We start from the raw sequence: 15,695 nt of genomic DNA on the forward strand, positions 1-15,695 counted from the left end.
TCCGTCACATAAGTTAAACCTACCGATAAGGATAGACAAGGCTACATCCATTGTCCACTTTTTCTATATCTCTGTCTTCAGCTCTTGACGTAGTTCTTCAATAAAATCAACCACGATACTTTGAACAGCATCTTCACGGGACATACGTATATACCGACTCGTCCTCTGAATGTCTTCCTCGAACAAATAAAGTATCCTGCTCATGGCCTCCTGATCCCCACTTTGTGCTAATTTGAGCCATTGGACGAACTCAGCATCCGAAATAACTCTTTGAGCATTTTCTTTTTCCATTTATTCACCGCCTGTTGGGATAGCTTTAACTCTTTTGCAATCTGTGCTTCGGTTTTGTCTAGTATGTAAAGGTCAAAGATGATCATTTTTCCGATCTCAGAAGATAGAGAGTTGATAAGCTGTAGTGTGTACATATTAGAGTTTGCAAATTCTGTAAAAGATGGAGCGATGACAGTTTCGTTCTTTTCCATTACAAATTCATGATTGGTTTGTACCCGAGCACGATACTGGATTCTCCAAGCAATGCGGTACAACTTCTTTCGGTATTGTTCGACCAATGTTAGCTGAGATTTTTCCAATATAAATCACCCTTTCTCTTTGGATTTGACTTTTTCTAAATCCTCATATTATAGGGTAATTTGCAATCCTATTTTACAACCAAAACAGAACACTTGTTCTTATTTATTATACTATTTTTACAATCAGTTGTATATGGTTCTTTTAATTTACCTTCCTTTATATATGGCTAAAAAGGAGGGAAATACATTGCAGATGGATGATGCTCTTTCTCTGGTTACCAACGTAGGCTTTCCGGCTGGACTTTGTTTTATTTTATTGCGGCACATCCTGCACACGATGGAGGAAAAGTTGGATAAGCTGGATCTCTCACTTCATGAGCTGATTCAGGTCATCCAAGATTTAAATGACAATAACAGCCCTTCTTCCAAAAGCAGCAAGCCTGATGAATAACGAACACAAAGAAGCTCCACACGACGATTATTCGCCGTTGGAGCCTCTTTGTTCAGCTTATTATAAATGTAATGATTATTGGCTAGCCTTAGCCTGGTCATGACCACTCTGTTCAGCACGGTTCACATCAGAAGCGGACAGGCCATAAGCCCAGTTGCTTTGTGGCGGTACAACCCACACGGTATCTGGATCATCGTTAAGTGTCCAGCCCTGATAGACCAGCTGGGAATCTTCCTTGCCCAGCGATATGCTCAGCGTAAAGCGGTGAACAGGCTTGTTCAGCTCGGAGGCTTTGCGCAAGGCCTGACTGCTAGCCAGGTTTTTGATTTGCTGTGAAAGGGAAGTTGCCGTATCACCGGCTACTGACTTGCCGTTTAGCGTCCAAGATGCGGAAGCACTATCTCCAGTTCCACTGCTACCGGAGGATCGGAGCATCCATGAGGCATTCTGGCCTTCCCACTCTATTCCGCTCAGCTTGGTATCATCCCAATCAAACGGCGTTGTATCTGTAAAATCATCAGCACCCAGCAACAAACCCGAAAGTGTATCTATAGGTACGGAAGCTATCTCTTTTTGGTCTGATAGTACATAGACAGCATCTCCGGAAGGCAGCGTTTCACCGAAGGCAAAGGTGCGAACGTCACCCTTCTTGGTCTTAATCTCAATCTGGTCATTGGTAGCGCTAATTCCATATTTGGCTACGTCTGTGGGGGATGATTCCACGACATCACCCAACTTTACATTTTGAATCGCAGCTAGCCAATTGTCTATTGTATATTGATTTAACGGGTAAGATCGTGGCTTACTCATGCTCCATTTGCCATCACGTTGATTAAGTTCCACTGACTTGCCGTCCTTTCCAGTGATCGCAAAAGACGTAATATCTCCTTGCGTAAGCTGAATGAGCTGGCGAGCCGCCGGGGCTTGTTCACGAAAGAAGTTTTGGCTCTTGGCATAGATTATACCCGCTCCCAATACAACTAGCAGCAGCACTGTGGGTATCCATTTTCTCATGCACTTTTTCGCCTCCACCATAATAAGATTCCGATCACCGCGAACAGCAGCGGCAATCCGACGACAGATATGGCCAATACCGTTTTCGCTTGTGCAGCAGTTAAATAAGCTACCTTAAAATCCTGCTCCTGACGAGGTCGAATAGTGAGTCCATCCGAGTGTTCCTGCACATAATTCAAGCTATTCAGCACAAAGTCTCGATTCCCTCCTGTGCTGATCTCCGTGTCGCTTAGAAGGGCTGACGTTCCGAGAATAACCGCTTTGGGCTTGCCGTCTTTCCCTTCTACCGCGTAACCGAGATCAAGCGGCCCCTGTGGGTCCTTGTCATCCTTCTGCGTTTCATTGTTCAGCAGTCCCTGGATATTCGTTTCGCCATAGCTTGCTGCAGAAGATTTCATCAATAGTGTCGTCTTCCAATCCTTCTGCTCTCCTGCCTGCAAAGCAATAGACAGCGAAAGAACAGGATATAGATTAGAAGCCGCCAGTTTATCAGTAATCGCATGACTGCCAAAGGTAGGAACCGTCCATAGAGGGCCCAGCGTATTCGTCTGTTCCTGATCCACCACGATAGCATGAGTATCTTTCACTCCATAATCAGCCGCTAATGCGTCAAGATTTTTCCAGTTGGCCCCCATGTTCGGGTGAAATCCTAGCGCCATAAAAAGCTTTCCACCATCATTCAGATACGTACGAATACTTTTCAATTCCGTCGCGCTAATATCCCGCTCTGGTCCAACAATAGCCAGTACAGACGCATCTTTGGGCACACTACCCGCTTGATTAAGCTGAACTTCCTCTGTTTTCACATTATCTTGCGCCAATGAGCTGCTTAATTCGGTCATTTGGGACAAAGGAATTTCCTCATGCCCTGTCAGAAAAACCATTTTTCCTTGACGGGTAGATGACAATGCCAGCAGTCCACTAGTCAGCTTTTCTTCCCCTGTAAATTGGTATGCCCCTTCACCACTCCCCTGGGCTTGCGTAAATAGGCTTCCAATATCTATAACCCGCTTTTTCTCTCCCTGCACCAGCACAATGGAGGCTGCAGTAACACTATACTGCTTAGCCAGTATCGGTTCCTGATTCAAATCGTATTGCTCGACTTTGAGCTTCTTGTTACGCTTGGCATATTCATTCAGCATATCCGTAACATCCCGGTTCAGCTTCTGATTCTGCGAAGTGGATACGGTAAAGGCAATTAATCGTACGTCTTCCTTTACACCCTGAATGGTCGTCAACGTCTGATCAGACAGCGTATACTGCTTGCCTGCCGTCAGATCCAGTTGAAAGCCTCCTAGCGAGCGCAGAAATAACGTCAATAGAATAAAAATACCTACAGCAGCAATTGATAGTACCATACTATTGGTATGACCCAGCCATTTTTTCATATTCATTACCTCCACCGTTTCCGTTCAACCACTTGGATGCTAAATAGCAAAAAGAGCGCCGCCACCGTCACGTAGTACAATACATCGGCTCCATTCAGCAATCCTTTGGTGAAACTATCAAACCGTGCAGTTAGTGAAAAAGGTTCCAGCCACTGCTGCAGCGCCGCAGATGCGCCCGTTTGTCCACCAAACGAATCCAGCATCCAGAAAACGAGTAAAAGAATAAAACTGACGACCGCTGACATCATCTGATGCTGTGAAAGCGTTGATGCGAATAAGCCGATTGCCATCATGGCTGCGCCAAGCATAAACAGGCCGATCACGGATGTAAATACCAGCGTCCAATCCAGCGTCCCATAAAAGGACATCACGACCGGATACGCCAGGCTGCACAATACTAATATGAGCAACATGCCTAACGATGCCAAAAATTTACCCATCATGATTTCCGTTACACTCACAGGTGAGGTAAGCAGCAGTTCATCCGTACCCTGCCTGAATTCCTCTGCAACCAGCCGCATCGTGAGTAATGGGACAACAAACACCAGCATGGACAATGTATCACCGAGTACCAGCCGATAGTCCAAAATACTAGGCTGATACATCACAAAGTTCGTGTAAAATAGTAACCCCGTCAGCAGCATGTACACCGCAAGCGCAAAATACGTCGTTGGGGTCCATAGATAGGCTTGCAGCTCCTTTTGACAGACTGCGAACAAACGCCTCATGACCGATTACCTCCTGTATCCTTGTCTTCTTCAACCTTGTTATCGCTGGCCGAGGCTTCTCCATGATCCGCCGTGATGACCGTTGCTTCATTCTTAGAGGTATGTAGATCATGAACCGCTGGATCGCCGCCCTGACCTTCTTCCGTCTCGCGAGTCGTTAACTGCTGGAAGATATTTTCCAAGCTTAGGTTTTCTTTTTTCATTTCCAAAATCGGAAGCTTCGCATCTGACAGCACAAAAAACAGCTCTTCGCGAAAATCCTCATCGGAAGCTCCTGTAAGCAACAATTCGGTCAAATCCTGCTCTGTGGCAGTCAGCTTCGTATTCACTGATGGCAGAGTAGGCGCCAAAGATTCAACTTGTACTTTTCCCCAAGCTCGTATAACATCCATTACCTGCTCATGCTTGCCTTTGACCTCCAGTTTCACCTTGAATCCGTCTTCCATCGAACCGCCGAGCGCGTCAGGACGCCCGTCCATGACCAGTTTCCCTTCGTGAATGATCAGCACCCGATTGCACAAAGCATCCACCTCGGGCAAAATATGCGTGCTGAGCAATACTGTATGATTTTCACCAATCTCCTGAATGAGCTGACGAATCTCTAAAATCTGATTGGGGTCTAAACCCGAGGTCGGTTCATCCAACACTAATAAATCCGGATTATGAATAATTGCACCTGCCAGCCCCAGACGCTGTTTGTACCCTTTGGACAAGCTACGGACCAATTGTTTTTCACGTCCATTCAGGCCCAGCCGGGAAATCATCTCCGAAATACGCAGCTTCTGCTCTCTCACAGGCACGTCCCGAATACTAGCTACAAACTTTAAGTAGGACCTTACAGACATATCCCCATACAAAGGGGGCGTCTCCGGCAGATAACCGATTTTGGAACGAGCCTGTCTGCCTTTATCCTGAATCGGGATACCATCAATCGTAATTACTCCCTCGTTTGGCTGAAGATATCCTGTAATCATGCGCATCGTGGTCGTTTTACCCGCACCATTTGGCCCCAAGAAACCAACAATTTCACCGCGCTGCATTTCAAAATCCAACTTATGTACGCCCCGGTTGCCCTCATACCACTTGCTCACCTGCTGCACTTTGAGCACATGTTTCACCCTTTCTTTGTTCGTAATCTTCTCCCTGCTGTTCCTCTCCCCCAAAATGTTGCATGAGAAGCAGTCAGTAGCGAAGCGAGAGATTTGAAGCTGGAGAAGCGCCAGCGTTCGGAAGCTCAAAGCCTTCGCGAAGCGGTCTCCTCGCACTTCATGCTACACTTTTAAATTCTAATGATAATCCCCCACATATAGCTTCAGCTTAACATCACTTAAATAGAAGCTTAAAATATTGTGTCTAAAATATGAACATAAAACACCACATCTACTATCATTACGTCTACCGTTGGGTACGCCCGGTTCATAAGGTATTGAATATTTTGTGGAAGGTGAAGAACACAGCATCCGATTAGACCAGCTCCGCTTGTATCATGCCCGTTGGGACGAGTGCATCGCTACGCTGCAACAGCATCTTGCCATGCCGCAGGCGCGCTGGGCCGATAAACGCAGTGCACTATATGGTCTTGGAGCCCTCGCTTGCTACGAGTTGGGTCTAATGCACAAAGCATGTGAGTTTGCGAAAGAAGCAACAGAGCGCTCCCCGGAAGATTCTCGCCTCAGCCATAATTATGCGCTGATTCGAGCCAGGCTTCCGTAGAAACCCACACCCCGTCCTGTAGGTTGAATAACTTGGTATAAGAGCTTGTGGTTGGCAAAGGAGGTTTTTGATATCAAAGTTCTATTTACTTTTTATATACCGAGCGGTGGCGTGGAAACCTTGAACCGTCAACGCTGTAGAGCGCTCATTCAGGACGGGATTGAATGTCATCTTCTCTATTATCGGCAGGGTACAGGGATGCAAAACCTGCACGGCGATATTCCGGTGTTCATGACTTCCTCTGAAGAAGAAATTCGAAATCTGGTGGAATCTCATCGGTACGATGCAATTATTGTCTCTTCGGACTATCCTATGCTCCCCAGACTGCGAATGTTGGGCTACCAAGGGATACTAATCTATGAATCACAGGGCTTTGGCACTCACGAAGAAGCAGCAAGGATTGTCGCAGATGCCGTTCCGTATCTTCATAACCATGCCAATGCGGTACTTCTACCGGAGACAACTCACCTCGTACAGCTATTTTCCAGCATATGTCCATGGCTTAATCGTTTTGTATTCCCAAATGTTCTGGATACTAACGTATTTAATTATGTACCTAACACTCCTCCGGCTAATCCGGTCATTGCATGGGTTGGGCGATTGGAGCCCAATAAAAATTGGAGGCATTTTGTCGACATCTCTTACTGGATGCTAAAAAATCGTGCCGATCTTCGGATTTGGATGTTCTATGATGACACCTTGTCTCAGCCAGAGGATAAAATACAATTCGAGGTCATGCTTGCTCAGCTTGGTATGTCTACGATTATCGAGCGTCTTAAAAGCGTACCTCATGCTAAAATGCCTTTGTATTATTCCATGATTGGCGACTCAGGCGGGTATCTGCTCTCGACTTCGCTGGTGGAAGGATTCGGCTATGCGGTAGCTGAGGCGATGGCCTGTCGTTGTCCGGTGTTAAGCTCTGATTCAGACGGGGTACGAGCATTCATTGATCACAATGAAACCGGTAAATTTTATCAGCAGGGAGACACTTTACAGGCGGTACTGCAAGGACTGGAACTGATGAACAATGTACCTCATCGCGAATCTATCCGCCAGAAGGGGCGTACACAGATCGTTAACCTGTTGGCGCCGGATAAATATGTGCGCTCCTTCCGACAGATGATGAACTCGTTGGGGGTATGGTAACCTGTTATTGTAGTACATGCTGCAAAATCTGTTTCCATATTCAAAAAAGCTGACGACAACCCTATTTTTACACAGGGTTATCGTCAGCTTGATGAGTTATCTCTCTATTATTGTATTGGGATTCTATCTGATCCTCAATAAGCGATCTCCTACATGAATATCCTTAGATTCTTCAGCTAAGATATCTGTGTACACCGCAGTATTGGTTACAATAACAGAGGTGGTGAGATCATATCCTTCATCCACTATAGCTTTTGGATCAAATTCAACCAGCTTGTCCCCTTTTTGAATCGTATCTCCTTCAGACACAAAAGAAGTGAAATGTTTTCCTTTCAAGCTGACCGTATTAATTCCAATGTGAATGAGCAGTTCAACTCCATCCTCAGAGATCAGTCCAATCGCATGTTTTGTTTTGAAAACGGTAACAACAGTTCCGTTAAAAGGTGCGTAAGCTACTCCTTCTAGGGGGATAATCGCGGCTCCCTGACCCATCGAACCACTGGAGAAAGCCTCATCTTTCATTGCGGTCAAACGAATCAATTCACCGTTTAAAGGACTGAATACCGTTTTTTCTTCCTCTTTGCTTTCATTGCCATTTTAATATCAGGCGAATGTTTTGCATTTTTATAGCCGAAAAGATAGGTCAGTATAAATCCGACTACAAAAGCTACAACCAAAGATATGATAAAGCCTATGAAGCCTGTATCTATCCCCTTTGGATTAATGAATAAAGGTATACCAAAAATCCCGCCTGAAGCAAATCCATATGCTGTTGAGCCGAGTAAGCCCGCTACAGCTCCTCCTATACCCCCAGCGATCGAGGCTAAAATAAACGGTTTTTTGGTAGGTAGCGTAACTCCGTAAATAGCTGGTTCCGTAACCCCCATCAAACCCGCGATTGTGGCAGAAGTGGCAATGGGTTTTAATTTGGGGTCCCGTGATTTCAAAGCAATGGCAAAAGCCGCACCTGTTTGCGCAAACGTAGTACAGAACAGCATACCGTTAATCGGATCAAACCCGTTCGTAACTACATTATTCAGGAGAATCGGAATGAACGCCCAATGCAAGCCGAAGATAATAATGCCCTGCCAGAACCCGGCCAGAATGAGACCAGCTATAGCCGGACTTAACTGGTAAATCCACATGGAGCCTTTGGCTAACCCATCGCTGATTATAGTTGCTATCGGCCCGACAACCAGAAAAACAATCGGTGATATAATGACCAAGGTCAGAAAAGGCACAATGAACATTTTAATGGAAGCAGGTGCATACTTACTTATAAATTTTTCAACCTTAGCTGCCAAGAACGCCCCAATAATGATAGGTATAACAGAAGAAGTATAATTAATCAGAACGACAGGTATTGTCAAAAAGGACAGTGCCGTTTTATCCGTAAAGGCGGAAGTCATGGTTGGGTACACCAAGGCGGCCCCTAAAACAGCAGACAGATACGGGTTTCCTCCGAATTTTTTACCTGCTGAAAACCCTAGAATAACCGGAAAGAAATAAAACATAGCGTCTGCTGTTGCATATAAAATTTTATACGTACCCATCTGATCAGTCATCCAGCCCAGAGATGTGCATAAGGCCAACAGTCCTTTTAAAATCCCGACAGCGGCGAGCACGCCAACAACGGGCATAAACACACCTGAGATTACATCGACAAATCGACTGAACAGGCTCGCTTTTTCATTCTTTTGATCGTCTTCAGCAGCCTGGTCTTCAGGCTTTACTCCCATCGTATCCAAAAGAGCCTCGTATACTTTGGGAACCTCATTCCCGATCACCACCTAGAATTGGCCGCCACTTTCCACGACGGTAATAACACCGTCAATCTGTTTGATTTTTTCTTTATCTGGCAATTGATTATCCTTCAGTTTGAATCTCAAACGAGTGACACAGTGAATGACACTGTTCACATTTTCGTTTCCCCCCACCGATCTAAGCACTTCTTTGGCTGTCTTTTGGTAATCCATCATGATCACTCCTACTTGGATGCGTTATCTACTTTTCTACTCCACCTGTTGCCTTACTCCTATTCTTCTCCTGTTTTATTTCGTTCCGATGATCACAACATCACTTTCAAAACCATGCATATCAATGACAGATTGATCAGCCTGGGCATCTACCTCCGTTTGGGCAAATCGTCTCTCCGCTAAATCAATGGTTATAAACTTGTAGTCCTGTAAATTCATACTTAGCCGCACCTTCGTGTTAACCGGGATATACAAGACGATGGTATTCTCGTTCCCCGCAGCTCTGATCTCCTCTGTCTTGTTTAAAACAATATCCAGCGGCTTTATGCCGATCAGATTGTACATTTCAAATAAATATTTAATAAAGGAATAATCCCATGCGCCCTCAAAACGCAGTGCCGTTCTCCAATCATAGGGACTATCAAAGCCCTCTCCTTCTACAATTCCGAACTTCTTGCCTTTTTTATGCCAGCTCCAAATGCCATGCGCTCCATAGGTAATTCCCGCTCCCCCGCCTGCGAGTAGACTTTGCCATGCTGCTTTTCTGGCATCCAGTGCGGTGTATCTACCATACACATTGCGGCTGTAACTGATCTGTTCATAGCAAGGTTCTCCATTGATGACGGGACGGATCTCTGGCTTGTGGTAAAAATGCTGGGCAATCTCGTGGGCGACATGCTGAAACTGAGAATTATGTCCTGATTGATACATATAAAATCCAAGACCCTTGTGTTGCTCAAAAGCTTCAGGAATTCCCCTCAATCTTCCTTGGATATGCAGTGCAGTTAGGCTTGCCGGGCTTAATTGCTGTACCGTTTCCAGCGCCTTCAAATAGTATGCATTAGCACGTTCTGTAGGAAAATCAGTATCCCCGCTGATCAAATAAACAGGCTCGAAGCGGGAATAACGGTTTACAACATAAGTTACATAGCTTTCAACGCAATCCAGCGGCATTTTATTGCCCTTCTGGAACATTTCAGCCCATGTATCCGGTACATAATTACACCACAGAAGTACCAAGGCTGGAATAAAGCCGCGCTCTACAGCCATCTGGATCATGACTTCTGCCCGGTCAAAATAGGCCGCGTTTAATGTGTGATAGTCGAAATCTCCATTTTCCAATAATGCAAACGGTTGTAGATTCAGGTCTGATTCGCTGGCATCCCATTGCCGGAGCATGTTGATTTGCAAAACGTTGAATCCCTGCATCTTTCGATAGTCCAGGTAATCGCTCCACTCTTCAATCGTGGCGTTGGTAAATACGCTCCAGACGGTATCTGCCAAGTAAAAGAAAGGCTTGTCCTTTTCCACAAAACTTCTTTGATTTTTAGCAATACTTAAACTCAAACAAATCACCCTCTCACTCATAAACAAAACTAAACTAATGTATAATTTCATACGATATTGAATAAAATAAACTAAATAAAGCGTTCACAATTGAATATTAACATTATGTATCTGAAAAGGTCAACTCATTTTATGCGGCATTTGTTTAGTTTAATTTATAAACTAAACTTTATTATATAATCATGATATAATTTATATAGTTTAGTCCAATGGGAGGTTCCATGTTGAAAATAGATGATATTGCAAAGCTTGCCGGTGTTTCAAAATCAGCCGTCTCTTTAGCATTTAATAACAAACCCGGTGTTAGCGAAGAAACCAAAGAGCATATTTTAAGAATTGCCCACGAGCATGGATATAGACCACGTACCATGAAGTCAAATAAGGAATTTACGAAGAGTCACCATGTCATTCGTTTTGTTGCATGCAAAAATACAGGCATCGTGACCGAGCAATACGAATCACTTCCATTTTTCAATGAATTGATCCATCATATTACCAATCAAGTGAGAGAACATGGCAATACTTTGATTTTTTCATCATTTGATAGCCATAGCCTGGAGGCAGAGTTGTCTGCTCTGGAAAAGGACCAGCCTTCTTCAGGTATACTTCTGCTGGGCACCAATCTAACTGCCGAGATTATTCATTCCTTACAATCTATTCATTCCAATATCGTAGTTTTAGATACTTGCTTTGAACACGTTGATGCCAGCTTTGTATCTATTAATAACTATCTTGGAGGGTACCAGGCAGGCCAATATTTAATCCAGTCCGGTCACAGAAATATAGGATACGTACAATCCAGTACCAGAATTCTTAACTTTACAAAACGAAAAGAGGGGTTCATGGCTGCTTTAGAGGAGCACAATCTTGCCATAGATCACGGGCTTACATTCGATATGCATCCGATGCTTGTAATGTCACAGGAATCATTTAAAACAGCTATTCATGAACTGAATGAGCTGCCTTCAGCCCTATTTTGTGAGAATGATTACATGGCAATCAGTGCTATTAAAACGTTTCAGGAAATGAACATTCGAGTGCCTGAACAAATTTCTGTCATGGGGTTTGATAATATTCATGAAGCCAAGGTCATTAGCCCGGAACTCACAACCATTCATGTGAAAAAGGATATTTTGGCCCGAACGGCTGTAAATTTGCTGATGGAAAGACTTAATCACAATCAGGAGCATCATACTCAGGTTCTCGTGAATACAGAGGTTATTGAAAGAAGGTCTTGTATAGACGCAGAATTATAATCAAGTGAATAGAAAAAGGCCGCCTATATGGCGGCCTTTTCCAGCATCCGATTCACATCGAACATTTCAAATGCTCAACACTCGTTGAAATCTTCCTCTGTCAAATCCAAATTTACGCTCGCAGCAGTTCGACTGCCGTCGGCCGCAGCAAAAATCAACTGAGAAGGCATGAAGTACGAAGAATCCCCGGCAGCATATACACCAGGTATGGAGGTTCTCCCCGCTCCATCCGTTTGGATCCCGCCCGACTCTGTCCTTTCACAGCCCAAATCTCCTCCAAACGGTGTACTTTGTACAAATCGGGGGGTCACAAAGCCGCCGACTCTCGGGACTTGAGTGCCGTCCGTAAAGGACGCATACTCCAGCTGCCCGTGGTGACCGATGAACGCTGCAACAGGCTGCTCCATGACCACGACTCCTTTAGATTGAAGTCGTTCTTTTTGCTCGTCCGACAAGAATGCCTGACCGTTCGTGCAGACAAGCAAATCCTTACTCCAGTTCAGGAGCAGTTTGGCTGTATGATATATAGCTGGCGACTCAGAGACGAGGACAAGCGGTTGATCCCGTAGCTCCCAGCCATCGCAATAAGGGCAATTAAACAAACTTTTCCCGTAAAACGTATAAAAACCTTCGATCTCAGGGAATACCTCCTTTACGCCCGTCGCCAGTATCAATTTTCGCGCTTGAATACGAAGGCCTGAAGAATCAAACACCTCGAATATGGATTCTTTTTTCGTAACCGAAATAACCTCGGTTGGCAGATGATGGACAGACGGATAACGTAGTACTTCCTCATAAGCTACACGGCGGAACTCGGCCGGCGTTACGCCGTCTCTCGTAATGAAACCGTGCGACGCATGCGTAACCGCATTTCTGGGTCGGTTATTATCGATCAAAGCCACACTTCTCCTTGCCCTGCCAAGCACAAGGGCTGCATTCAATCCGGCGGGCCCTCCGCCAATAATAGCGCAATCGTACAACATACATTCAGCTCCTTTTCAAGGATATTAAAGACTCTTTATATCTATAATAAAAACAAAAAAACACTTCATATCACTGACAACCACCCTCTTTCTATATCTAGCCGTTACCTTTATATTTGCGCTTGCTTTTGCGCCAAATCGACCAATTTTGTATTTTTAAGATGGCTCTCCATTTTCTCCTCCGCTTCCCTCATTACAGCTTGAATCAGACATTCTGATCCATGGACAAAATCACATTCAAACAAAGAATTCGTCCCTTCAATCGCATGAATGATATCCAAAAAGGTAATATCGTCTTTATTGCGGGATAAGCGATAGCCTCCATTGGCTCCAGAGACCGATTCGATCATCCCCGCCTTCACAAGCCTCGTCAAAATTTTTGAAAGATACGTAGGTGAGACTTGTTGCGCTTCGGCCAATTGCTGAACACCTATAGGCTTCACCGACGAATCCGTAACAAGCATAAGCATGGTATGCAGAGCATAATTGGTTGCTTTGGTAAATTTCATAACTACACCTCAATCACAGACTTATTGTATCTATAATATCTTTGAATATACTGGGGTGTCAAGATCATAGGTGATTTGTGCTGTGGTTAGTTCTTCTTTTGGTTACGCTCTAAGCATTGTATACTGTTCATCAGAACAGCTCAGAAAGGGGGTTCGTTTTGCGTATTTTTGATATTCTACGTATATTGGTTGCTGAACAGATGATCAAGGGTGAACATTTGGCGAATGCATTGAAGGTATCTTCTCGAACCATACGAACAGATGTAAAGGAATTGAATGCACTGTTGTCACGGCATGGAGCGGCTGTCAAACCCCTTAAAGGAACAGGCTACAGGCTAGAGATTCAGGACGAACAAGCATTTCATCATCTGCTAAAGCAATTAAAGGACTATGAAAACAATGTGCCCCATCTATTAGCGAGTTCTTCTGAAGCCAGACATCGTTTTTTAATAAAAAAACTGCTGCTTACTCATGCATACGTCAAACTTGATGATTTAGCTGAGATGCTGTATGTTAGCCGATCTACTTTACAGAATGACCTCAAAGAAGTGCGGAAATTACTGTCAACTTATGGACTATCGCTGGAGAACAGACCGTATCATGGTATTCGAATTAAGGGGAATGAGGCCAAGCTGCGTTATTGCATTTCCGACTATATATTTAACAGGACAGATGAAATAGGCGGGCAACAGATGCCCCACCCTTCTTTGATCTCTAACGAAGAGCTGGAATTCATAAGAGAAGTGATTCTGGAGCGGATTGAGTATCATGATATTCAGTTGTCAGACATTGCCCTGAACAATCTGGTCATTCATATCGCTATAGCATGTAAGCGTATTCGTGAAGAGAGGTATGTATCGTATTATCCTCAAGAGATGAAAAAAATCGAAGCGCAAAAAGAGTTTAGGGTCGCGACTGAGATCGTATCTGCTCTGGAACAGAACATGAAACACTCCTTTCCACTTGTTGAAATTGCGTACATTGCTGTGCACTTGCTGGGTGTAAGGACCGTTGTCAGGGTCCATATGGATGAAGTAGAGATTAAAAAAATTATTGATAAAAATATTTACGAACTGACGATCGAAATATTAGACCGAATCGATCAGCAGTTGAACATGAACATTCAAAACGATCAAGAATTGCTGATTGCATTTTGCCTTCATCTCAAACCAGTCCTGAATCGTTATCAATACGGAATGAATTTGCGCAACCCCATGCTGGATGAAATCAAAGCCCACTACCCGCTTGCTTTTGAAGCAGGCATCATTGCTGCGGAAGTTATCAAACAGCGACTTCATATACACATCGAGGACAATGAAATTGGGTATTTAGCCATTCATATCGGAGTCGCAATGGAGAGAAAGAAAATGGAGGGCACACCCAAAAGATGTATGATCGTATGTGCTTCCGGACTCGGCAGCGCAAAGCTGCTGTACTACAAGCTTCAATCTGTTTTCGGTTCCAGGCTGGAGATCGTAGGAACCACTGAATTTTATAAGTTGAAGCAAACGCCGTTGGATGGCCTGGACTTTATTATTAGTACGATCCCCATATCAGAACCGCTTTCTATCCCCATGATCCATGTGAATACATTTTTGGGCAGTTCGGATATTACCAAAATTGAACAAACCATCTCAGAGTCAAAACTTCCTGCTGTACAATATGTACGAAAAAAATTGGTCTTTCTTCAGCAGAAGTTTGATAACAAACGGCAAGCACTTGAATTCATGGCCGAAAAAATACAAGAAGCAGGTCTTGTAAAAGGTCCATTGTTGCAATCTGTGATAGAGCGTGAAGCTGTTTCCCCCACTTCATTTGGCAACTTTGTCGCGATTCCGCATCCGCTGGAACCTTTTGCTGATTCGACGTTTTGGGCCATTTGTACATTACAAAAAGCTATCGACTGGGATGGCAAGCCCGTACAGTTTATTTGCATGCTCTGCATACAGCGCACCAAATCAGAAGATTTACAAAGTATGTATCATATTTTGCTTAACATTTTAAATCATGAAAAGCTAGTCCAGCAGCTTATTCGCTGCAAAACGTACACGGAATTCGTAGAGGTACTGCATAAAAATAGTTGAAGATTAACTGGGTGTAACAAAGGAGAAATCTGAAGCCTATATGACAGGGATTTCTATCTTTTTATGTTTAGTGATAGAGATAACAGCTAGAAAGAACAATTGATTTCCGTTAAGAAGAGGAAATAATATGCGTTATGTTGAAAGCGATTCCAAATTATAATGGCGATACGAGCAAATGAATGAAAGGAGTCAAGAACATATGAATAATGATGAATCAGTAGAACACGCTGTGAACATGGAGGACATGGATGATACAGAGATCGTATTCCAAATTATATTATACGCTGGGAATGCGCGCAGCTCGGCGATGGAAGCGATTGAGCTTGCAAAGGCGGGCAAATTTCGGGAATCCAAAGAAGAACTGGCCTCAGCTAAAAAAGAACTAGTGTCTTCCCACAAAATTCAAACCAGAATCATTCGTAAGGAAGCAGCCGGTGAAAAAACAGAGATGTCCGTCATGATGGTGCATGCCCAAGATCATTTGATGAATGCCATCACCATTCACGATATGGCCTCAGAATTTATAGACCTGTATGAACGCATTGATCAGCTCGGATTAAAATCGTAGAG

Annotated in this window: 14 protein-coding genes and 1 pseudogene; 5 read left to right on the forward strand and 10 right to left on the reverse strand. The window is 44.1% G+C overall.

Features of this window, described 5'->3' with window-relative positions; all coding sequences use genetic code 11:
- Positions 1-63: 63 nt before the first annotated feature.
- Entirely contained in the window at positions 64-204 is a 141-nt protein-coding gene (locus PPM_RS30255) for a hypothetical protein (RefSeq protein WP_230493740.1), read from the reverse strand.
- A gap of 23 nt (positions 205-227) precedes the next feature.
- Positions 228-590, reverse strand: coding sequence for a hypothetical protein (locus tag PPM_RS20845; RefSeq protein ID WP_016324672.1), 363 nt, complete (start codon positions 588-590; stop codon positions 228-230).
- Positions 591-777: 187 nt separating this feature from the next.
- Here PPM_RS20845 and PPM_RS20850 point away from each other — a divergent pair, with 187 nt between their 5' ends.
- The gene (locus PPM_RS20850; RefSeq protein WP_013372797.1) at positions 778-981 is read left to right on the forward strand and encodes a hypothetical protein; all 204 of its coding nucleotides are present in this window, start codon (positions 778-780) and stop codon (positions 979-981) included.
- A gap of 75 nt (positions 982-1,056) precedes the next feature.
- On the opposite strand, the gene PPM_RS20855 is transcribed toward PPM_RS20850, so the two are convergent.
- Genes PPM_RS20855 through PPM_RS20870 form a run of 4 tightly spaced genes read right to left on the reverse strand, consistent with a single transcriptional unit; the run spans position 1,057 to position 5,220 of the window.
- Positions 1,057-1,995, reverse strand: coding sequence for a DUF4340 domain-containing protein (locus tag PPM_RS20855; RefSeq protein ID WP_013372798.1), 939 nt, complete (start codon positions 1,993-1,995; stop codon positions 1,057-1,059).
- Positions 1,992-3,383 (reverse strand): GldG family protein, encoded by a 1,392-nt coding sequence (locus PPM_RS20860; RefSeq protein WP_013372799.1) that lies wholly within the window; start codon positions 3,381-3,383, stop codon positions 1,992-1,994. The genes PPM_RS20855 and PPM_RS20860 overlap by 4 nt, the downstream gene beginning before the upstream one ends.
- 5 nt (positions 3,384-3,388) lie before the next feature.
- Positions 3,389-4,111, reverse strand: coding sequence for an ABC transporter permease (locus PPM_RS20865; RefSeq protein WP_013372800.1), 723 nt, complete (start codon positions 4,109-4,111; stop codon positions 3,389-3,391).
- Positions 4,108-5,220 carry an ABC transporter ATP-binding protein gene (locus tag PPM_RS20870; RefSeq protein WP_016324674.1) on the reverse strand — a complete coding sequence of 371 codons (1,113 nt, stop codon included), beginning with the start codon at positions 5,218-5,220 and terminating at the stop codon, positions 4,108-4,110. The genes PPM_RS20865 and PPM_RS20870 overlap by 4 nt, the downstream gene beginning before the upstream one ends.
- 655 nt (positions 5,221-5,875) lie before the next feature.
- Between PPM_RS20870 and PPM_RS20880 the strand changes: the two genes are divergently transcribed.
- Positions 5,876-6,970 carry a glycosyltransferase family 4 protein gene (locus PPM_RS20880; protein WP_013372803.1) on the forward strand — a complete coding sequence of 365 codons (1,095 nt, stop codon included), beginning with the start codon at positions 5,876-5,878 and terminating at the stop codon, positions 6,968-6,970.
- A 123-nt stretch (positions 6,971-7,093) separates the two neighbouring features.
- On the opposite strand, the pseudogene PPM_RS20885 reads toward PPM_RS20880, so the two are convergent.
- A pseudogene (locus PPM_RS20885) lies at positions 7,094-8,946 on the reverse strand (beta-glucoside-specific PTS transporter subunit IIABC).
- Positions 8,947-9,021: 75 nt separating this feature from the next.
- On the reverse strand, positions 9,022-10,302 hold the full coding sequence (locus PPM_RS20890) for a DUF4038 domain-containing protein (protein ID WP_013372807.1): 1,281 nt from the start codon (positions 10,300-10,302) through the stop codon (positions 9,022-9,024).
- Positions 10,303-10,517: 215 nt separating this feature from the next.
- Between PPM_RS20890 and PPM_RS20895 the strand changes: the two genes are divergently transcribed.
- Complete coding sequence (locus PPM_RS20895; RefSeq protein WP_016324680.1) at positions 10,518-11,549, forward strand: LacI family DNA-binding transcriptional regulator; 1,032 nt, start codon at positions 10,518-10,520, stop codon at positions 11,547-11,549.
- A 74-nt stretch (positions 11,550-11,623) separates the two neighbouring features.
- Here the strand turns inward: PPM_RS20895 and PPM_RS20900 are convergent, their stop codons facing one another.
- Positions 11,624-12,532 carry an NAD(P)/FAD-dependent oxidoreductase gene (locus tag PPM_RS20900; protein ID WP_013372809.1) on the reverse strand — a complete coding sequence of 303 codons (909 nt, stop codon included), beginning with the start codon at positions 12,530-12,532 and terminating at the stop codon, positions 11,624-11,626.
- A gap of 110 nt (positions 12,533-12,642) precedes the next feature.
- Entirely contained in the window at positions 12,643-13,041 is a 399-nt protein-coding gene (locus PPM_RS20905) for an Rrf2 family transcriptional regulator (RefSeq protein ID WP_013372810.1), read from the reverse strand.
- A gap of 158 nt (positions 13,042-13,199) precedes the next feature.
- On the opposite strand from PPM_RS20905, the gene PPM_RS20910 reads away from it, so the two are divergent.
- Positions 13,200-15,125 (forward strand): BglG family transcription antiterminator, encoded by a 1,926-nt coding sequence (locus PPM_RS20910; protein WP_013372811.1) that lies wholly within the window; start codon positions 13,200-13,202, stop codon positions 15,123-15,125.
- A gap of 199 nt (positions 15,126-15,324) precedes the next feature.
- Positions 15,325-15,693: a PTS lactose/cellobiose transporter subunit IIA gene (locus PPM_RS20915; protein WP_013372812.1), complete on the forward strand. Its 369-nt coding sequence runs from the start codon at positions 15,325-15,327 to the stop codon at positions 15,691-15,693.
- Positions 15,694-15,695: the final 2 nt, after the last annotated feature.

It is taken from the genome of Paenibacillus polymyxa M1 (assembly GCF_000237325.1).
GTDB lineage: Bacteria > Bacillota > Bacilli > Paenibacillales > Paenibacillaceae > Paenibacillus > Paenibacillus polymyxa_C.